Raw genomic sequence first — 18841 nt, 5'->3', positions numbered from 1 at the left:
CGCGCGTCTGACGGGCGAAACTCCAGGCGATGCTCGGCGGTGTCCGTTCGCGGGTCGCGCCAAGGTCAAGGCCGTCTGGCATGCGCCCGGGCCGCTTCTTCAGCGTGGTTCCGTTACCCGCGGAGGCAATGGAGGCCGCCCGCGCGGCCAAAGCGCGATTATACCGTCGGGGCGAGCGGTTCTGGCGAGGCGTGCGGCCGGGCGGCATGGCCACCGGAGCGGCCGAGGTTTGCCGGTCTAATGCCCTGGCTTCGCAGGCTCCGTCACGAAGCCGATCCTGCTCAAGCCCGCGCTTTGCGCCGCGCCCATCACGCGGGCGATCACGTCGTAATGCGTCGCTGCCGACGCCCTCAAATGAAGCTCCGGCTGCGTCGCCTTCTTGCCTTCCGCCGCGAATTGCGCCTGCATCTGCTCGAATGCAACCGGCTTGTCGTTCCAATACAACTTGCCGGTGTCATCGATGGAAAGTGTGATCGTGTCCGGCGTCTCGCGTGCAACCTGTGACGCGACCTTGGGCAAATCCAGCCGGATTGCATGCGTGAACAACGGCGCTGTAATGATGAAGATAACCAGCAACACCAGCATCACGTCGATCAACGGCGTCATGTTGATCTCCGCCATGGGAGCGCCGTTCGATTTCTTGTCCAGTCCGCCGAAGGCCATGATGTATTCGTCCGGTGCGCGGTTTGCGCTTGGGGATTCGTTAAACCACGTGGTCCTGAATAACGGCGCTCTTGATCCGGCGTGGTGCAATGCCGTTCGTGTAAGCGTGCAGGTCGTGCGCAAAGCCATCGAGTTCTTCGGATATCTGCCGCACCAGCCGCCCGAGCACGTTGTACGCAAGCACGGCGGGGATGGCGACGACCAACCCGAACGCGGTCATGATCAGCGCTTCTCCAACGGGACCCGCGACGTTTTCGATCATGGCCTGCCCGCTCGCGGCAATGCTGCCGAGCGCGTGATAAATGCCCCAAACCGTGCCAAGCAGGCCCACGAACGGCGCCGTACTTCCCACCGACGCCAGCAGAACCTGCCCAAACTCAAGCCGCCGTTGTGACACCAGTAGCGCATGCCGCAACGCGCGCAACACACGCTCGCCGGGCTCGACATGCGCGATCAGCGCACCCGGCATTTCCGCTTCCGACGCACGCCACGCGGCAACCGCAAGCGGCAAGTACACGCGTTCCCGGTCGACTTTCCGCAACTCCGCTATGCCGTCCGAAAGCGTCGCCGCCTGCCAGAACCGCTGCACGGCGCGCGGACCCTGGCGTTTCGCACGCACGAGAACCCAGGCCTTCACGATCAGGAAACACCAGCTCGCCACTGACATAACCAGCAGCACGCCCGCCACGCCATGCGTGATGCCGTCGCTGCTTTGCAAGTAATGGATGATGCCGGTGGTTGCCATTAATCGATGACCTTATGGAAATCAGCGGCGCGGCTCAACGCAAGCCGAGCACGTCCTGCATGTCGAACATGCCGCGTTCGCGGCTGGCCAGGAAATGCGCGGCGCGCAACGAACCCTGGGCGTACGACAAGCGGCTGGCGGATTTATGCGTGATCTCGACGCGCTCGCCAATGCCCGCGAACAGCACGGTGTGATCGCCGACAATGTCGCCGCCGCGAATCGCAGCAAAGCCAATGGTCGACGGATCGCGTTCGCCCGTCACGCCCTCGCGGCCATACACCGCGCACTCCTTCAGGTCACGGCCGAGCGCATGGGCAATCGTCTCGCCCATTGCAAGCGCGGTGCCCGAAGGCGCGTCGACCTTGTGCCGGTGATGCGCCTCGATGATCTCGATGTCATAGCCTTTATCAAAGTGCTTTGCCGCGAATTCGAGCAGCTTGAGCGTCACGTTTACGCCCACGCTCATGTTCGCCGCGAATACGATCCCGATCTTCTCGCCAGCGGCGCTCAGTTGCGCTTTCTGCGCGTCACTGAAACCGGTCGTGCCGATCACCATCTTCACGCCATGCCGCAACGCGGCTTCCAGATGTAGAAGCGTGCCTTCCGGACGCGTGAAGTCGATCAGCAAGTCACTTTCGGCAAGCACCCGTTCAATATCGTCCGTCAGGATCACGCCCGTGTGTTTACCGAGAAATGCGCCCGCGTCCTCGCCAAGCTGGGGCGACCCCGCGCGATCGAGCGCGCCGGACAAGGTTGCGTCCGGGTCATTGAGAACGGTTTCGATCAGCATGCGGCCCATGCGGCCCGATGCGCCGGCGATGGCGATTTTCATGGCGTGTCTCGCGTGATGAAGGCGTTGTATTGGCGTTTGTCGACTGCGTTGATACAGCAGAAAAACTCAGGCAGGAAAGCCGGGCAAGAAAGCAAGAAGCGTTGAAGCGGCGCATTGGCCTCTTGCGCGATAGTGCGAACCAACGAGAACGGCGGGACGGCCAGAAAACCAAACGGCGCCCGCCGTGCTGCTTAGTTGGTTTTCGTGGATGGCACGTAGAACGTTGCCTGACCGTCCGTGTTCGCCGGCGTGGGCGAGGTGCCCGCCGGGCCAACGGCGGCGCTGTTCGGAATGGTTACCGTCTGCGGACGCCGCTGCAACTGGATCTGCGAGTTGCCGCCTGCGCTGACGTTCGGCGGCAGGCTCGGATTGCCTGGCACGTTCGGCATGGCCGACGAGCGCGTCCGGCCAGTCGGCGCTTCCACGGCTGCCGTTGCGCGGTTGGCGGCTTGCGCGGCTTGCTGGTTGGCGTCTCCGGCAAAAGCATTCGATGCATCCGGTTGCGTGCTCGGCTGGCCAGCCGGCGCTGAAACGGTTGCAGTCGCGGGCGTGGCAGGAACGCCGCTCGCACCCGCCGCGCTGGCCGCAACCGGCAGCGGCGCTGCAGGAATCTTGCGGCCCTTGTCGCCATCGATTTCAGCCAGCAACTCGAGATTCGACGGCAGATTTTCCCCGCCCGTCCAGTTCGCCACGCGGTCGCCGGCAAAATTCACCACGAAATCACGCTGCTGCACAACCGACGTGGAACCGCGCTTGAAATAGAAAATGTAATCCCAGCGATCCGCGTGGAACATGTCCGCGAGCAACGGCGTGCCGAGCAGCGTCTTCACCTGATCGCGCGACATGCCGACCTGCATTTGCGCCGCGGCCTCAGCCGAAACGAAATTCCCCTGCACAACCGTGATCCGATACGGCGTAATGTGCTGCGCGATGCTCTGCGTGACGCTGTCGTAGGTGGAACACGCGGACAACCCGGCCAGGACGGTCATGGTGGCGGCAGCGATCAAAGTTCCGCGCATGCGACGGCTCTCCCGGCAATTCGATAAAGATTTTGGAAACATTTCACCCTTCATTTCACCCTTCGCCTGGCCCGTTGCCCATATGGGCGCAGGAAGTTTCGAAGTCTTTCGGAGATCGCGCCATTTCGTTCGGATGGTGACCGGAACGGTAAAAACGCATTACTATGAGAACCTTGAATTGTACTCTAGGGATGCCTAGCCATGACCAATCCCGCCGATCTCAAAAATATCGGGCTGAAGGCAACCTTGCCCAGGCTCAAGATCCTCGAGATTTTCCAGCATAGTCCGGTGCGCCACCTGACTGCAGAAGACGTGTATCGCAACCTGCTGCACGAGGAACTCGATATCGGTCTTGCAACCGTTTATCGCGTGCTTACGCAGTTCGAGCAAGCCGGCTTGCTGTCACGCAGCAACTTCGAATCCGGCAAGGCTGTGTTCGAGCTCAACGAAGGCTCGCATCATGATCATCTGGTGTGCCTGGATTGCGGTCTGGTTGAAGAATTCTTCGACGCCGAAATCGAAAGCCGCCAGCAAGATATCGCAAAAGAACGCGGTTTCAAGCTGCATGAACATGCGCTGGCACTATACGGCACGTGCACGAAGGAACGGTGCCCGCATCGTAAAACCTGATTCTTGTCGCACGCGTAGCGTCGGAAAGCAAGAACAGAAAACAAGAAAGCCACAGAAACAAGAAAGCCGCCGGGGTGCAAACCCCGGCGGCTTTTTTCTGTTTAATTCACAACTTACTTGGCATTGGCCAATGCCACGGCCGTGTCCAGCATGCGGTTCGAGAAACCCCATTCGTTGTCGTACCAGCTCGACACCTTCACCAGCCGGCCCGATACCTTCGTGAGCGTTGCATCGAATGTCGACGAAGCCGGGTTGTGATTGAAGTCGATGGAAACCAGCGGCGCCGTGTTGTAACCCAGAATGCCCTTCAACGCGCCTTCCGACGCTTCCTTCATGATCGAGTTCACTTCGTCGACCGTTGTGTCGCGTGCGGCAATGAACGACAGATCCACAATCGACACGTTGATGGTCGGCACGCGAATCGCATAGCCATCGAGCTTGCCGTTCAGTTCCGGCAGCACCAGACCAACCGCGGACGCGGCGCCCGTCTTCGTCGGGATCTGGCTGTGCGTGGCCGAGCGCGCGCGGCGCAGGTCTTCGTGATACACGTCCGTCAGGACCTGGTCGTTCGTGTACGCGTGGATGGTCGTCATCAGGCCGTTCACCAGGCCAATCTTGTCGTTCAGCGGCTTGACGAGCGGCGCGAGGCAGTTCGTCGTGCACGATGCGTTCGAGATCACCGTGTCCGATGCCTTCAGCACATGGTGATTCACGCCATAGACGATGGTTGCATCAACGTCCTTGCCGCCCGGCGCCGAAATGATCACCTTCTTCGCGCCGCCCTTGATGTGCGCGCTCGCCTTTTCCTTCGTGGTGAAGAAGCCCGTGCATTCCAGCACCACGTCCACGTTCAGCTCGCCCCACGGCAATTCAGCCGGGTTGCGATTGGCCAGCACGCGGATGCGGTCGCCGTTGACCACGAGGTAATCACCATCCACCGATACTTCGCCCGGGAACTTGCCGTGCGCCGTGTCGTACTGCGTCAGGTGCGCGTTCGTCTTGGCGTCGCCCAGATCGTTGATGGCGACGATTTCGATGTCGTGTTTCTTGCCGTTTTCGTACAAGGCGCGCAGCGTATTGCGGCCGATCCGGCCGTAGCCGTTGATTGCAACGCGAATCGTCATGGTCTATCTCCTGATGGCTGAAAAAAAGTTCCAGTTTGCCGCCGCCGGTGCGCTTGATGAGCGTCCGTTCAGCCCGCGAGCGCGGCTTTCGCCGTCTCCACGACATGCTCGACGGTAAAGCCGAAATACTTGAAAAGCTCGCCGGCGGGCGCGGATTCGCCAAACGAATCGATGCCCACCACGCCGCCTTCGAGACCCACATATTTACGCCAGAAATCGGTCACGCCGGCTTCGATCGCCACGCGCACGACGCCCTTGGGCAACACGCGCTCGCGATATTCGGCGTCCTGCTGGTCGAACACATTGGTACACGGCATGGACACGATCCGCGCGCCAATGCCTTCCTGCGCCAGTTTCTCGGCCGCCTTGAGCGCCAATTCGACTTCCGAACCCGTGGCGATCAGGATGATCTTGCGCGCGGGGATGTCGTCGTTCCAGTCCCGCAGCACGTAGCCGCCCTTCGCGATGTTCGCGATCTGCACGTCATTGCGCGCCGAGAACAGCAGGTTCTGGCGCGTAAAGATCAACGCCGACGGTCCCTTGTAATCAATCGCCGCAGTCCACGCCACGGCGGTCTCGACGGTATCCGCCGGACGCCACACGTGTAAGTGCGGAATCAGCCGCAAGCTCGAGGTTTGTTCGACGGACTGGTGCGTCGGACCGTCTTCGCCCAGGCCAATGGAGTCGTGCGTGAACACGAAGATGGACGGCGCTTTCATGAGCGCGGCCACGCGCAGCGCGTTGCGGCTATAGTCGGAGAACGTGAGGAACGTGCCGCCAAACGGACGATAACCGCCATGCAGCACAATGCCGTTGATGGCCGCGCTCATGCCGAATTCGCGCACGCCGTAGTTGATGTGATTGCCCCACTGGATCTGGTTGGACGTCTCGCCGGCGCGCACCGCCTTCGATGCCTTCCAGTTCGTCAGGTTCGAACCGGTCAGGTCGGCAGAACCGCCGAGCAGTTCCGGCAACGCGGCGGCAAGACCGTCAAGCGTCTGCTGCGAAGCCTTGCGCGTGGCAATGGTTTCGCCCTTCTGGTTCGCAGCTTCAATAATGTCCTTAGCGTCCTGCGTCCATTTGGCCGGCAACTCGCCCTTCATGCGGCGCACGAACTCGGCGGCTTCGGCTGAATGCTTCGCGCGATACGCATCGAATTGCTTGTTCCACTCGGCTTCGGCACGGGCGCCCGCTTCTTTCGCGTCCCACGCGGCATAGACTTCCTGCGGGATCACGAACGGTTCCCAGCTCCAGCCCATTCCCGCGCGTGCATCGGCGATTTCCTTCGGGCCCAGCGGCGCACCATGCGAATCGTGGCTGCCCTGCTTGGTCGGCGCGCCCTTGCCAATGGTCGTGCGGCAGCAGATCAGCGTTGGCTTGTCCGACTTTTTGGCTTGCGCGATGGCAGCGTCCACCGCATCGACGTTGTGACCGTCGACCGCGCGGATCACGTTCCAGCCGTACGCTTCGAAGCGCTTCGGGGTGTCGTCGTGAAACCAGTGTTCGACGTGGCCGTCGATGGAAATGCCGTTGTCGTCGTACAGCGCGATCAGCTTGTTGAGCTTGAGCGTCCCGGCAAACGAACAAGCTTCGTGCGAGATGCCTTCCATCATGCAGCCGTCGCCGAGGAATACGTACGTGTGATGGTCGACAATCTTCGCGCCGTCCTTGTTGAACTCGGCGGCAAGCAGCGCTTCAGCCAGCGCCATGCCGACCGCATTCGCCAGACCCTGCCCGAGCGGGCCTGTAGTGGTCTCCACGCCCGGCGTGATGCCGTATTCCGGATGGCCCGGCGTTTTCGAGTGCAGTTGGCGGAAATTCTTGAGTTCGTTGATCGGCAGGTCGTAGCCGGTCAGATGCAGGAGCGAATACAGCAACATGGAGCCATGACCGTTCGACAGGACAAAACGATCGCGATCGGCCCAGTGCGGATTGGCCGGATTGTGCTTCAGGTGGCGCGACCACAGTGCGACACCAATTTCAGCCATGCCCATTGGCATGCCCGGATGACCGGAATTGGCTTGCTGAACGGCGTCCATTGCCAGTGCGCGGATTGCGTTGGCCATCAGGGTGCTCTGGCTGGAAGTCGGAGTTGTCATGTCGAGTCCGGTAGGTCCTGAAAAGATCCTGGGATGAATCTGGAGACGCACCGGGCGAACGACGAAACCGCGTTTTCAGCAACCGGAGCGACGAGAAACGAAGAGGATCGGAAGCCGGTCATTCTAGCAGACGACTTACAGGCATTGGCGCGACGAAAGGCGCCAGCCGCACGCGAAAAAACGGCGAAAATCGCGCGGCAAACCCATGCAGGAGACCGTCAGGCGCATGCGGGCACGCTCCCTGCATCCCGCTTGCGCGCACAGCATGGGTCCGCCGGGCGAGATGTCCCGAACTGCCATGGCACAATGCACGAACCAGCGAGCTCCGAGGAGATTTTGAAATGACCGACCCCCGCCCCGCCGACGTTCCATGGCTCACGCCGTATCTGACGGTTCGCGATGCTCGCGTCAGCACGGGGTTTTATGAGCAGGCGCTAGGATTCGCGGTGCGTGACAGCGTCCACGACGACGGCGCCGTGATCCATGTCGAGATGACGTATCGCGGCCAGTTGATCCTGATGTTCGCGCCGGAAGGCGCGTACGGGTCGCACGCCAAGACGCCGAAGAGCACGGGCTTGATGGCGCCGCAATCGTTCTATTTATACGTGGACGACGTCGACGCGACTTATGCCCGCGCCATCGCGGTCGGCGCCAAGGGGTTGATCGAACCGCAAGACCAGTATTGGGGCGACCGGTTTGCGCAATTCGAGGATCCGGACGGATATCGCTGGGCGATCGCCCGGCATTTGAACTGATCGCCGTCCTCCGTCCTCTACGCGGTTCCCCACTAGTCACCAGCCCGCACGCCGGAATGCGTCCGGGCAAGCTACTTCATGCCACGTTTCTTTGTTACCGGCCCGCTTGTCGCGGGTGAAATCGCTCAGCTGCCGGAGGACGTCGTCCGGCACATCCACGTCTTGCGCCTGCAAATCAACGACGCCATCACACTTTTCAATGGCTCCGGCGGTGAGTACATCGCCCGGCTGCTGGAGATCGGCAAGCGCTCGGCGACCGTACAGATCGACGAATTCACGGAACGCGATGCGGAGCCGCCGTATCGCGTCACATTGGCGCAGGGCGTGGCGGGCGGCGACAAGATGGACTGGCTGATCGAAAAATCAGTGGAGTTAGGTGTCGCATCCATGATTCCGCTCATCGCCGAACGCGGTGTCGTGCGGCTCTCCGGCGAGCGCGCAACCCGCCGGCAAACCCACTGGCAAGCATTGACGCGAGCCGCGTGCGAGCAATGCGGACGTAATCGCGTGCCAAATGTGACGCCGCCGCAGGACATGGATAAATGGCTGATTGGCCTGCCGCCCGCTCAAGAAGGCGAATTGCGCTTGTTGCTGTCGCCGCGCGCGGAACTGGACTTTGCATCACTTCCGGCTACGGCGCCCGCCGCGCCGGTCATTCTGGCAATCGGTCCCGAGGCCGGATTTTCGCCAGCGGAAGAAGCCGCTATCGTCGATGCCGGATTCGTTGCGCTCGGACTCGGACCTCGCGTGCTTCGCACGGAAACGGCTGGTATTGCCGTTCTGGCAGCGCTCGCGGCGCGTTGGGGCGGATGGTAATGGCGGTATTCCGGGACCCGGAATGCAAAAAGCCGGTCAGCGCCTGTGTTAAAGAGGCGCCGGCCGGCTTCCCGCCAACGATGTCGAATCCTGCGTTGTTCAGGCGAACGAGTAAAACACCCTGAACGCCACGCGCCGTTCCGCCCAGAATTCAGCCGCTTCGCGGAACACATCCAGAAGGGTTTCGCGTCCTTCCTTGTCGAATTTCTGTGCCACCGGCAGCGCTTCCAGAACAATCACGAACCCAGGCTGCGAACCGGCCTTGTGCACAAGGTCCGTCAGGCTGTCATACAGCGCATCGTAATTTTTGCCGAAGTGCTTGGGAAACAAAAACGACGTTGCAATGGTTTCGAGCACTTCCTGCTTGCTCTGGGCCTGACCGCAGTACGCGTACAGGAAATGCTGGCCAAGTGTGTTCGCTTCGTCGGCGAGATCCTGTACGCGAAAAGCGCGAATCGACTGCACGATATTTGATCGTACCGTCTTGAAAAGACTCATAGACCCCTCGTTCAATGATGACAGCGCCGCGCTCGGTTCGTCGTCGGGTCTCGTCTCGTCTGCCGTGCGGAGTCGCAAAACGCGCTGGAACATGTTGCCATCGCCGGCGAAAAGATCACCCGCGACACCGTTGTCGTGCGCGTAGATGTTGTCGCTCATGCTGTTCATCCCGAAGTTAATCCCGCAATGCGTTTAAAACTCACGTAATGGTCGTCGGTGTAAAAGCAGTTGTCGATCTGCCGACGGGGCCCGCCACATACGATCCGGCGTGCGCCGCGATCACGGGCGCGCGGCGTAGGAACGGTGTATTCGTGGTAGTAGCCGCGCGGATGCGGCGGCAGCATACGCTCGCGATTGCCAAACACAATGCCGTCTTTCTCGAACGGGAACGGTCCGCCAGCCTCGATCCGCCGCAACGTCACAATGGCCTGTTTCGGCAATTGCGCCGCGTCGACAGTTGTCCGCGACGACTCCAAACCCGCTGATGCGGCATCGCGGCTGGTATCTGCGCGCGGATCGCCTGGCGGCCTGTTCTTGTCTTGCAATGCGAGCGGCGACTGGGCCTGCGACGCAGTTGCGGGCTTGTCACGACCCGGGCTCTGCGAGTCCGGCGCGCTCTTGCCGCAGCCGCTCAGCACCACCAAAAGCGCCGTCAGAAACCCACAAACCCACGCGCGCTTAACCAAACCCATCCCGCTTGAAGCCCCAAAAATTGACGACCATGAAAGACGTAAGGGTATCGCTAATGACAGCCGGAATCAATGTTGGTTCAGGCGATGCCCATTTTTTAGTCAATTCTGCAGTCAACAACCCACGCTTCGCGCGCACCGCCGTTCAAAGGATTCAATTAATTTGGGGTCACATAAAAAATAGGATAAGACTGAGATATTTTTCACCTGAACAGGATAATAATTCACCCATGCGTGGCTTGGGGAACGGAGCTAGTGTCGCCTCTCTAGGGATGCTCCCACGGTCTTTGGCCGGCACCACTGCTATTTAGAGGAGAAAGCAAATCCCCTTGCGTGCCTCAAGCGTGCCGGATGTCCGGCACGCTTTTTTTCGTTTGGAAACCGCGGTTTCAAGATTCCGATCTGCCAATAAAAAAGGGATCGCATGACTTCGCGACCCCTTCCTCACCTATGTCAGCCCGCAAACTCCGCAGGCGTTGCGTTCATTCGCCTCAACGCGCAATAGCCGTCGCGTCCGCCACCAGCAACGCCGTCATATTGACAATCCGGCGAACCGTGGCGGATGCCGTCAACACGTGAACCGGCTGAGCCGCGCCCAGCAGGATCGGACCGATGGCAATGTTGTTGCCGGCTGCCGTCTTCAGCAAGTTGTACGAGATGTTGGCGGCATCTATATTGGGCAGCACAAGCAGATTCGCGTCGCCTTCCAGAGTCGATTCCGGCAGCACTTCCGCGCGCAGCCGTGCGTCCAGCGCCACGTCGCCGTGCATTTCACCATCCACGTCCAACTCAGGCGCGCGTTCTTTCAGCAATGCCAGCGTCTCGCGCATCTTGATGGCGGACGGCGCGTTGCTCGTGCCGAAGTTTGAATGCGAGAGCAGCGCGATCTTCGGCACAATCCCGAAGCGGCGCACTTCTTCCGCCGCCATGATCGTGATTTCACAGAGCTGCTCGGGTGTCGGGTCCACGTTCACATGTGTATCGACAAGGAAAATCTGCCGGCCCGGCAACACCAGCGCATTCATGGCCGCGTAGACGCTGCAGCCCGCCTTCTTGCCAATCACCTGATCGACAAAATGGAGGTGCCGATGCGTCGTGCTGATCGTGCCGCAGATCATGCCGTCCGCTTCGCCCTTCTTCACCAGCATGGAACCGATCAGTGTGGTGCGGCGGCGCATTTCAAGCTTCGCCATCTGCGCGCTGATGCCTTTTCTCGCCATCATGGTGTGATACGTCTGCCAGAAGTCGCGATAACGCGAGTCATGATCGGTATCGACGACGGTGAAATCCACGCCCGGCGTCAGACGCAAGCCGTATTTCGCGATGCGCTGCGTGATCACCGCCGGACGGCCGATCAGAATCGGCTTGGCAATCTTCTCATCCACCGCGATCTGCACGGCGCGCAGCACGCGCTCTTCCTCGCCTTCGGCAAACACAATGCGCTTCTTGTCCGGCTCAACGCTGCGCGCGAGCTGGAACACGGGTTTCATGGTTGTGCCACTGTGATACACAAATTGCTGCAGATGCTGCTCATACGCATCCATGTCCTCGATAGGACGTGTCGCTACGCCTGAGTCCATGGCGGCCTTGGCGACGGCCGGCGCGATCTTGACGATCAGGCGCGGATCGAAAGGCTTTGGAATCAGGTACTCGGGACCGAACGACAGATCCTGAATGCCGTAGGCGGTCGCCACAATATCGCTTTGTTCCTGACGCGCCAGTTCCGCAATCGCATTCACCGCGGCAATTTCCATTTCGCGCGTGATCGTGCTCGCACCCGCATCCAGCGCTCCGCGGAAGATGAACGGGAAGCACAGTACGTTGTTGACCTGGTTCGGATAATCCGTACGGCCGGTGGCAAGCACTGCATCCGGGCGCACTTCGAGCGCCAGTTCCGGCAGGATTTCCGGCGTGGGATTGGCAAGCGCCAGAATCAGCGGCTTGGGCGCCATGTTCCTGACCATGTCCTGCTTGAGCACGCCGCCAGCGGACAGGCCGAGAAAGACGTCGGCCCCTTCGATCACATCTGCAAGCGTGCGCGCCGACGTTTCGCGCGCAAAACGATCCTTGTCCGGGTCCATCAGTTCGACGCGGCCCTTGTAGACCACGCCGGCCAAGTCCGTCACGAAGATGTTCTCGAGATTCATGCCGAGTTCCACCAGCAGGTCCAGACACGCGAGCGACGCGGCGCCCGCGCCCGAAGCCACCAGCTTCACGTCTTCGATCTTCTTGCCGACCACGACCAGACCATTGGTGATTGCGGCCGCAACCACGATGGCCGTACCGTGCTGGTCATCATGGAACACCGGGATTTTCATGCGCTTGCGGGCTTCGCGCTCGACAATGAAGCAGTCCGGCGCCTTGATGTCTTCGAGATTGATGCCGCCGAACGTGGGTTCGAGCGCGCAGATCACGTCGACGAGCTTCATGGGGTCCATCTCGTTCAACTCGATGTCGAACACGTCGATGCCCGCGAACTTCTTGAACAGCACCGCCTTGCCTTCCATTACCGGCTTGGACGCAAGCGGGCCGATGTTGCCGAGCCCGAGCACCGCAGTGCCATTCGTCACCACGCCAACCAGATTGCTGCGGGCGGTGAAGCGCGCGGCGTTCAGCGGGTTCGCGACGATCTCCTCGCATGCGAACGCAACGCCCGGCGAGTACGCCAGCGCGAGGTCGCGCTGGTTGATCATCTGCTTGGTCGGCGCAATCGCGATTTTGCCGGGGGTGGGAAACTCGTGGTAATCAAGCGCGGCTTCGCGCAGTTTGGCTTTGGCGTTATCTGCTGGCGTTGTCATGAGGCGGCGGGCTTTAGGCAAGATTAGAATAGAAGTTCGAACGCATTGTAGCGCCAATCAAGGGCCGTCCAAGATGGCGATACCCGGAATTCAGGACACGTATCCCATTTGGACAAGGCTTCGCCGGGCATCGGAACGCACCTGCGTGTCAGCCGCTTGCGGCGCTAACCACGCAGCTAAACCCCTTTATTGAGATGAAACGCGCATGAACACGAGCGCATCGTCCCCAACTTTTTTCCTGATATTGCCGGACCGCCGATGCTCTCAGAGTTTTCCCTGATCGAACGATATTTCTCCAAGCCCGCGACCAGAGGCCGCACCCCGGCGGCGCAAAAGTCGGGTAAAGCGGCGAGCGCAACGCTCGGTATCGGCGATGATTGCGCGCTGCTCGCCCCGAAGCGCGGCCAGCAACTGGCGATCTCCACGGACATGCTCGTGTCGGGGCGCCATTTTTTCCCCGATGTTTCCCCGTTCGCGCTCGGGGCCAAGGCGCTCGCCGTGAACCTCTCGGATCTGGCCGCCATGGGCGCGGCGCCGCGCGCGTTCACGCTCGCGCTTTCCATGCCGAAAGCGGAGGAAAGCTGGCTTCAGGCCTTCAGTGACGGCCTCTTCCACATGGCGAATGCGCACGGCTGCGAATTGATTGGCGGCGATACGACCGGCGGCCCGCACGTGAGCATCAGCATCACGGTATTCGGCGACGTTCCCGCCGCGCGCGCGCTGCGCCGCGACGGCGCGCGCGCGGGCGACGACATCTGGGTCTCCGGACGACTCGGCAACGCGCGCGCCGGGCTTGGCGTCTTGCGTAAAGAATGGTCGATCGAGGACGCCGCCAGCAAAGCCATCGCGATCAAGGCGCTCGAACAGCCGGAACCGCGCGTGGCGCTGGGCGTCGCGTTGCGCGGCGTGGCCCACGCTGCGCTGGATTTGTCCGATGGCCTTGCCGGCGACCTGCTGCATATATTGAAGCGGTCGAACATGCGCGCGGCCGTCGACGTGGATCTCGTGCCGCGCTCGGGCGTTATCGACGCGTTGCCCGCCGTGGCGCAGTTGCCCTGCATCCTCGCCGGCGGCGACGACTACGAACTGTGCTTCACCGCGCCCGTGGAGGCGCGTGCAAAAATCGAACGTCTGGGTGCGCGCCTGGGCATTCTCGTGACGCGCATCGGTACAATCGAGGGTCTCGCTGTTCCCACTGACACGCCCGCTATCGACTGGCGTAATCACGCCGGTCCCGTTTCCTTCACGGCCTCGGGCTACGACCACTTTCATGCAGACTGACCCGATCACCGAGACTCTCGACGACAAACCGCGTCCCAAGCCTTCGCGGCGCACCAGCGCGCGCTTCATGCTGTCGCATCCGCTGCATATCCTGTCGCTGGGCTTTGGCAGCGGCTTGTCGCCGGTTGTGCCCGGCACGGTCGGGACCTTGTTCGCGTGGGCGTCGTTCGTGGCGTTCAACCCGTACCTGACGGTCGCCGAATGGGCCGTGCTGATTGCGGTCGGCTTCGTGGCCGGCTGCTGGTTCTGCGGCTTCACGGCGAAGAAAATGGGCATCGAAGATCCGTCGCCCGTGGTATGGGACGAGATCGTCGCGTTCTGGCTGGTGCTGCTGCTCGTCACGCCGGCCACGTTCACCGGACAGTTGTGGGCGTTTATCGTGTTCCGTTTCTTCGATATGGTGAAGCCGCCGCCCATCCGCTATTTTGACCGCCGGTTAAAAGGCGGCTTCGGCATCATGTTCGACGACATTGCCGCGGCTTTTTTCTCGCTGCTCGTGATTGCGCTGTGGCGCATGACTGTCTGACACCCGGCTTACCGACGCTCCCTTTCCCTACGATCAGCCCCACGCGAGTTCCTCATGGCCACCGATAAAGTCGTTCACCAGCTCGCCATTCGCGCCGGCAACAAACTGCGTGACGAGCGCCTGATGCTCGCGACAGCGGAATCGTGCACGGGCGGCATGGTAGCCGCCGCCATGACCGATATTTCCGGCAGCAGCGCGTGGTTCGAACGCGGTTTCGTCACGTACTCGAATAACGCGAAAACGGAGATGATCGGCGTGCCGGCCGACATGATCGAGCGTCACGGCGCGGTGAGCGAACCCGTTGCCCGAGCCATGGCCGAAGGCGCGCTCCGCAACAGCCGGGCGCAGATTTCGCTGTCCATTACCGGCGTCGCCGGTCCGGGCGGCGGCACGGAAACGAAACCAGTCGGCATGGTGTCGTTTGCGTGGAGCAACCGGCTGCATACAACGGTGGCGACACAGCTATTCAAGGGCGATCGCGAACAGGTTCGCACCCAGGCGGCCGCGCACGCATTGCGCGGCCTGCTGGAATTACTCGAACGAAGGGAACGGTGAACAAGCGGATGTGGGAAAGACAAGCTGAAGCTGCCAAACCCGGAACAGTCATGCGCGAGTGGATGCACTGATGCCGGAGTTTGCTTACGACACGGCCCAGATCATCAAATGGCTCGGCGCACATACCGTCGCCAAGGCGCGCGGGTATGTCGACGAAGTCAGGCATCTGCATTGGGACAACAACGTGCTGTGCGCCCAGGTCAAGGGCACTCAGCGCCAGCCTTATCGTGTCGAGGTGGTATTCAGCCACGATCGTGGCGCGCTCAAGGCGCACGGCCGGTGTTCGTGCCCGGTCGGATTGCACTGCAAGCATGCCGCCGCGGTGCTGCTTGCGACCGCCAGCGACAAACCCGTGGAACCCGACACGGTACGCGCCGAAGTCGCGGGCTGGCTGGAAGGATTCCGCTCGCGGTTTGCATCGACACGCACTACGGCCGCGAAAAAAACCGCCGAACCGAATGGCACGCTCGCGCTTGCTTACGTGCTCGGCATGTCGCGCGTCATGCGCGCCCCTGAAGTCGCGCTGCACAAGGTGCGTCTTGGCCCTGACGGTTCGCTTCAGAAGCTCGACCGGCCGTGGACCAATTTCGACGCGGCGCTCGTCAAACAGCCGAAGTTCGTGAGCGACGACGACCTGACGATCCTTCGGGCGCTGATCATTGGACGCACGCGCAACGACGTCGGCGGCTTCGCGCTGCACGGCGAAGAAGGCGCCGACCTCATGCAGCGGATGCTGGCGACCGGGCGCCTCTTCACGGCGACACCGTCGTCGCAGGATGTGGGTGAACCGCGCCGGCCATTGACCAGCGGCGAGGCGCGCCCGGGAAGCATAGAGTGGACGCCCGACGCGGATGACCGTGTGCGTCCAGTGCTGCAAACAGAGCCGGCATCGACGCTCGTCATCACCACCGAACCGCTCTGGTTCGCCGACGCGCAAACGCGCGAAGCCGGTATTGTCGACATGCCGCAGCCCGCGCGCCAACTGGTCGATTACCTGGCAATGCCGCCCATCTCGCTCGACGAAGCGCCGCTCGTCGGCGCAATGTTGCGCGAGGTTGCGTCCGACCTGCCGCCGCCGCCGGGGCATGAAGCGCTGACCGTGCATGTTGTCGATGTAGAACCCGTGCCTGTGCTCGTGCTCGACACGCAGCCCATCAGCGGCACATGGCGCCCGCGTGAGGAGCGCTCGGCGGCGAGCGTGCTGGATTTCGCGCTCCTGAGTTTCGATTACGACGGCCTCAGTGTCGATCCCACGCAGGCCACCACCATCATGCGTTCGGAGTCCGGCGACATGATCCAGGTGAAGCGCCGCCACGACGTGGAGACGCGCTATTCAAACCAGCTTTACGAACTCGGCTTTCGAAAGATTCCCGCGCACCAGCGTTTCGGCCCGAAACCCATTCCAACGGGCGTGCTCGGTTTGCCGGCATCGGCTGCGTGGGCGTTGTTCACCGGCGACGTGGTGCCCACGCTGCGCGAAGACGGCTGGCGCATTTCCATGTCGCCGGAATTCCGTTTCGATTTCATCGAGATCGACGATATCCAGGGCACTGCGCGCCACGGCACTGACGGCTGGTTCGACCTCGAACTCGGCATTGCCGTGGGGGACCGGAGCGTAAGGCTCGAGCCGCTGCTCGCCGACCTGTTCCAGCGCGACCGGCGGTGGCTTGCTGGCGCTATCGATTCGATACCGGATGACGAAGGCATCGAGCTGAATACCGACAAAGGCGAGCGGCTGCGCCTGCGTGCATCGCGGATCAAGCCGGTGGTGCGCGTCCTGATCGATCTCTTCGATACCCTTGGTACGCAACCGCTGCGCGTTTCCGAGAAGGACGCTGGCCGGCTGGAAGCGCTCGGTGACTCGGGCCGCTGGCAGTTTCACGGCGATGTATCCATTCGAGAACTCGCGCAGCGGTTGCAGGAAGGGCCCGGATTGCGTGACGTTCCGATCCCTCGCGGCCTGAATGCGGAACTCCGTGTTTATCAGCGTGAAGGGCTCAACTGGATGCAGTTTTTGCGCGAGCGCAATCTATCCGGCGTTCTCGCCGATGATATGGGCCTTGGCAAGACTGTGCAGACTCTGGCGCATATTCTGGTCGAAAAGGAATCGGGACGGCTGGACCGTCCGGCTCTGGTCGTGCTGCCAACAACGCTCGTTCATAACTGGCGCGAGGAAGCCAGGAAGTTTGCGCCCGCGCTGCGTGTGCTCGATCTTCACGGCCCGCAACGCAAGGATCGTTTTGATCAGATCAGCGAGCACGATCTTGTGCTGACCACGTATCCGCTGCTGTGGCGCGATCAGGCGATGCTTTCCATGCATGAATACCACTTGCTGATTCTTGACGAAGCGCAAACCGTGAAGAACGTGGCGACCAAGGCGGCGAAGGGGATTCGTGATTTGAGCGCGCGGCACCGGCTGTGTTTGACGGGTACGCCGCTTGAAAATCACTTGGGCGAATTGTGGGCGCAATTCGATTTTCTGCTGCCGGGTTTTCTTGGCACGCAAAAGGATTTCACCAAGCGCTGGCGCACGCCGATCGAGAAGTATGAAGACCCGGTGCGGCGCGATCTGCTTGTCCGGCGCATTCGGCCTTTCATGCTGCGTCGAAGAAAGGATGAAGTCGCGAAGGAATTGCCGCAGAAGACGACCATTGTGCGAACGGTGTCGCTTGAAGGTTCGCAGCGTGATTTATACGAGACCGTGCGGATTGCGATGCAGGAAAAAGTGCGCATCGCAGTGGCCGATCAGGGTTTGGCGCGCAGTCATATTGTCGTGCTCGAGGCGTTGCTGAAGCTGCGGCAGGTGTGTTGCGATCCATCGCTTGTGAAGCTCACGCGGGTCAAGCGCGTGGAGGAATCGGCGAAGCTGGATTTGCTGCTTGATATGTTGCCGGAGTTGCTTGAAGAAGGGCGGCGCGTACTGTTGTTTTCGCAGTTCACGGGGATGCTTGCGATCATTGCTGGCGCGCTCGATAAAGCCGGTTTGCCGTACGTGACGTTGACTGGCGATACGCGGGATCGCGTGACGCCGGTGAAGCGTTTTCAGGATGGTGAAGTGCCGTTGTTCCTGATCAGTTTGAAGGCGGGCGGAGTGGGTTTGAACCTGACTGCAGCCGATACGGTGATTCACTACGATCCGTGGTGGAATCCGGCGGCGGAGAACCAGGCGACGGACCGTGCGCATCGGTTGGGGCAGTTGAAGCCGGTGTTTGTGTACAAGCTGATCGTGGCGGGGAGTATTGAGGAGCGGATCGTGGCCATGCAGGACCGGAAGGCCGCTCTGGCCGATAGTATTTTGCGTGAGGACGCAAAGGCCGGGGCCAAGTTCTCGGCGGAGGATATTGAGGCGTTGCTGGCCCCAATGCCACAGGGGTGATGTGTGTTTTTTGGACGCTTTTTAGCGCCCTGGGCGAGGGAGGGATTTGGGGGGGTGCGGTGTTGGGGTTATGCTCGAGTCCTGCTTTTTGCGCCTGCGCGCAGTCGTTTTTCGTTGATCTTTTTAGCACCGTTAGCCACTGTCCGTGGCGGGACTTCATTTCTTTGTCCAACGGCGACAAAGAAACGAAGCAAAGAAAACGCCTTCCAACCGCTAATTCTTAAGGAGCCCGAGCGTGCAATTACATCGGTTTGGGACTTCAAAAGAACGCTCAGCGTAAAACCACCAACAGTTGAACCCCTCCCGCTCCGTTCACGCCTACCCACACGCTTCGCCACCAATGTGAGTAGCCGTCAAACAGGAAAACGCGGCGCGCCGCGCGCGTCCATTTGGCCGTACTGGTTTCGTGGGGTTTTGTGCTTGCCCGAGAACGCT

The 18841-nt window shown here is 61.2% G+C and carries 17 protein-coding genes; 7 read left to right on the top strand and 10 right to left on the bottom strand.

The genetic code is table 11. From position 1 onward, the window contains the following. Positions 1-237: 237 nt before the first annotated feature. The 4 genes from ACRWA7_RS18890 to ACRWA7_RS18875 form a co-directional block, all read right to left on the bottom strand. Entirely contained in the window at positions 238-663 is a 426-nt protein-coding gene (locus tag ACRWA7_RS18890; protein ID WP_438395446.1) for an ExbD/TolR family protein, read from the bottom strand. Between the two features lie 40 nt (positions 664-703). Beyond that, a complete protein-coding gene (locus tag ACRWA7_RS18885; RefSeq protein ID WP_060859020.1) occupies positions 704-1408 on the bottom strand; it encodes a MotA/TolQ/ExbB proton channel family protein in 705 nt (234 codons plus the stop codon). Between the two features lie 34 nt (positions 1409-1442). Continuing rightward, positions 1443-2240 (bottom strand): 4-hydroxy-tetrahydrodipicolinate reductase, encoded by a 798-nt coding sequence (gene dapB, locus ACRWA7_RS18880; RefSeq protein ID WP_438395444.1) that lies wholly within the window; start codon positions 2238-2240, stop codon positions 1443-1445. 191 nt (positions 2241-2431) lie between these two features. Then, positions 2432-3259: an outer membrane protein assembly factor BamE gene (locus ACRWA7_RS18875; protein ID WP_060859022.1), complete on the bottom strand. Its 828-nt coding sequence runs from the start codon at positions 3257-3259 to the stop codon at positions 2432-2434. Between the two features lie 201 nt (positions 3260-3460). Here ACRWA7_RS18875 and fur point away from each other — a divergent pair, with 201 nt between their 5' ends. Next, on the top strand, positions 3461-3889 hold the full coding sequence (fur, locus tag ACRWA7_RS18870; RefSeq protein ID WP_060859023.1) for a ferric iron uptake transcriptional regulator: 429 nt from the start codon (positions 3461-3463) through the stop codon (positions 3887-3889). A gap of 113 nt (positions 3890-4002) precedes the next feature. Here fur and gap read toward each other — a convergent pair whose 3' ends face one another. The 3 genes from gap to ACRWA7_RS18855 all read right to left on the bottom strand — a co-directional run bounded on the left by gap (position 4003) and on the right by ACRWA7_RS18855 (position 7412). Continuing rightward, a complete protein-coding gene (gap, locus tag ACRWA7_RS18865; protein ID WP_060859024.1) occupies positions 4003-5013 on the bottom strand; it encodes a type I glyceraldehyde-3-phosphate dehydrogenase in 1011 nt (336 codons plus the stop codon). Between the two features lie 68 nt (positions 5014-5081). Next, complete coding sequence (gene tkt / locus ACRWA7_RS18860) at positions 5082-7112, bottom strand: transketolase (protein WP_438395440.1); 2031 nt, start codon at positions 7110-7112, stop codon at positions 5082-5084. A gap of 135 nt (positions 7113-7247) precedes the next feature. Then, the gene (locus ACRWA7_RS18855) at positions 7248-7412 is read right to left on the bottom strand and encodes a hypothetical protein (RefSeq protein WP_438395439.1); all 165 of its coding nucleotides are present in this window, start codon (positions 7410-7412) and stop codon (positions 7248-7250) included. Between the two features lie 41 nt (positions 7413-7453). On the opposite strand from ACRWA7_RS18855, the gene ACRWA7_RS18850 reads away from it, so the two are divergent. Then, positions 7454-7867 carry a VOC family protein gene (locus tag ACRWA7_RS18850; RefSeq protein WP_060859026.1) on the top strand — a complete coding sequence of 138 codons (414 nt, stop codon included), beginning with the start codon at positions 7454-7456 and terminating at the stop codon, positions 7865-7867. Between the two features lie 78 nt (positions 7868-7945). Beyond that, complete coding sequence (locus ACRWA7_RS18845) at positions 7946-8683, top strand: 16S rRNA (uracil(1498)-N(3))-methyltransferase (RefSeq protein ID WP_438395437.1); 738 nt, start codon at positions 7946-7948, stop codon at positions 8681-8683. Between the two features lie 99 nt (positions 8684-8782). On the opposite strand, the gene ACRWA7_RS18840 is transcribed toward ACRWA7_RS18845, so the two are convergent. The 3 genes from ACRWA7_RS18840 to ACRWA7_RS18830 form a co-directional block, all read right to left on the bottom strand. Continuing rightward, positions 8783-9340: a barstar family protein gene (locus ACRWA7_RS18840; RefSeq protein WP_438395436.1), complete on the bottom strand. Its 558-nt coding sequence runs from the start codon at positions 9338-9340 to the stop codon at positions 8783-8785. Between the two features lie 5 nt (positions 9341-9345). After that, complete coding sequence (locus ACRWA7_RS18835) at positions 9346-9873, bottom strand: ribonuclease (protein WP_438395434.1); 528 nt, start codon at positions 9871-9873, stop codon at positions 9346-9348. Positions 9874-10361: 488 nt separating this feature from the next. Then, positions 10362-12668 (bottom strand): NADP-dependent malic enzyme, encoded by a 2307-nt coding sequence (locus ACRWA7_RS18830; protein ID WP_438395433.1) that lies wholly within the window; start codon positions 12666-12668, stop codon positions 10362-10364. 258 nt (positions 12669-12926) lie between these two features. On the opposite strand from ACRWA7_RS18830, the gene thiL reads away from it, so the two are divergent. The 4 genes from thiL (at position 12927) to ACRWA7_RS18810 (ending at position 18406) form a co-directional block, all read left to right on the top strand. Continuing rightward, on the top strand, positions 12927-13949 hold the full coding sequence (gene thiL / locus ACRWA7_RS18825) for a thiamine-phosphate kinase (RefSeq protein ID WP_060859030.1): 1023 nt from the start codon (positions 12927-12929) through the stop codon (positions 13947-13949). Continuing rightward, positions 13939-14475 carry a phosphatidylglycerophosphatase A family protein gene (locus ACRWA7_RS18820; RefSeq protein ID WP_438395431.1) on the top strand — a complete coding sequence of 179 codons (537 nt, stop codon included), beginning with the start codon at positions 13939-13941 and terminating at the stop codon, positions 14473-14475. The genes thiL and ACRWA7_RS18820 overlap by 11 nt, the downstream gene beginning before the upstream one ends. Positions 14476-14529: 54 nt before the next feature. Next, positions 14530-15030: a CinA family protein gene (locus ACRWA7_RS18815; protein ID WP_438395429.1), complete on the top strand. Its 501-nt coding sequence runs from the start codon at positions 14530-14532 to the stop codon at positions 15028-15030. A gap of 70 nt (positions 15031-15100) precedes the next feature. Next, entirely contained in the window at positions 15101-18406 is a 3306-nt protein-coding gene (locus ACRWA7_RS18810) for a DEAD/DEAH box helicase (RefSeq protein ID WP_438395427.1), read from the top strand. The last annotated feature ends 435 nt before the right edge of the window (positions 18407-18841 follow it).

The sequence above is a fragment of the Caballeronia sp. DA-9 genome, from assembly GCF_051615025.1.
GTDB classification, from domain to species: Bacteria; Pseudomonadota; Gammaproteobacteria; order Burkholderiales; family Burkholderiaceae; genus Caballeronia; species Caballeronia sordidicola.
The sequence above is the reverse complement of the archived record's forward strand: the minus strand, read 5'-3'. Positions and strand labels throughout refer to the sequence as shown.

Bases quoted from the DNA above. Each gene is read 5' to 3' on its own strand.
- ACRWA7_RS18890 (WP_438395446.1), bottom strand. From the start codon at position 663: ATGGCCTTCGGCGGACTGGACAAGAAATCGAACGGCGCTCCCATGGCG.
- ACRWA7_RS18885 (WP_060859020.1), bottom strand. From the start codon at position 1,408: ATGGCAACCACCGGCATCATCCATTACTTGCAAAGCAGCGACGGCATC.
- dapB (WP_438395444.1), bottom strand. From the start codon at position 2,240: ATGAAAATCGCCATCGCCGGCGCATCGGGCCGCATGGGCCGCATGCTG.
- ACRWA7_RS18875 (WP_060859022.1), bottom strand. From the start codon at position 3,259: ATGCGCGGAACTTTGATCGCTGCCGCCACCATGACCGTCCTGGCCGGG.
- fur (WP_060859023.1), top strand. From the start codon at position 3,461: ATGACCAATCCCGCCGATCTCAAAAATATCGGGCTGAAGGCAACCTTG.
- gap (WP_060859024.1), bottom strand. From the start codon at position 5,013: ATGACGATTCGCGTTGCAATCAACGGCTACGGCCGGATCGGCCGCAAT.
- tkt (WP_438395440.1), bottom strand. From the start codon at position 7,112: ATGACAACTCCGACTTCCAGCCAGAGCACCCTGATGGCCAACGCAATC.
- ACRWA7_RS18855 (WP_438395439.1), bottom strand. From the start codon at position 7,412: ATGGCAGTTCGGGACATCTCGCCCGGCGGACCCATGCTGTGCGCGCAA.
- ACRWA7_RS18850 (WP_060859026.1), top strand. From the start codon at position 7,454: ATGACCGACCCCCGCCCCGCCGACGTTCCATGGCTCACGCCGTATCTG.
- ACRWA7_RS18845 (WP_438395437.1), top strand. From the start codon at position 7,946: ATGCCACGTTTCTTTGTTACCGGCCCGCTTGTCGCGGGTGAAATCGCT.
- ACRWA7_RS18840 (WP_438395436.1), bottom strand. From the start codon at position 9,340: ATGAGCGACAACATCTACGCGCACGACAACGGTGTCGCGGGTGATCTT.
- ACRWA7_RS18835 (WP_438395434.1), bottom strand. From the start codon at position 9,873: ATGGGTTTGGTTAAGCGCGCGTGGGTTTGTGGGTTTCTGACGGCGCTT.
- ACRWA7_RS18830 (WP_438395433.1), bottom strand. From the start codon at position 12,668: ATGACAACGCCAGCAGATAACGCCAAAGCCAAACTGCGCGAAGCCGCG.
- thiL (WP_060859030.1), top strand. From the start codon at position 12,927: ATGCTCTCAGAGTTTTCCCTGATCGAACGATATTTCTCCAAGCCCGCG.
- ACRWA7_RS18820 (WP_438395431.1), top strand. From the start codon at position 13,939: ATGCAGACTGACCCGATCACCGAGACTCTCGACGACAAACCGCGTCCC.
- ACRWA7_RS18815 (WP_438395429.1), top strand. From the start codon at position 14,530: ATGGCCACCGATAAAGTCGTTCACCAGCTCGCCATTCGCGCCGGCAAC.
- ACRWA7_RS18810 (WP_438395427.1), top strand. From the start codon at position 15,101: ATGCCGGAGTTTGCTTACGACACGGCCCAGATCATCAAATGGCTCGGC.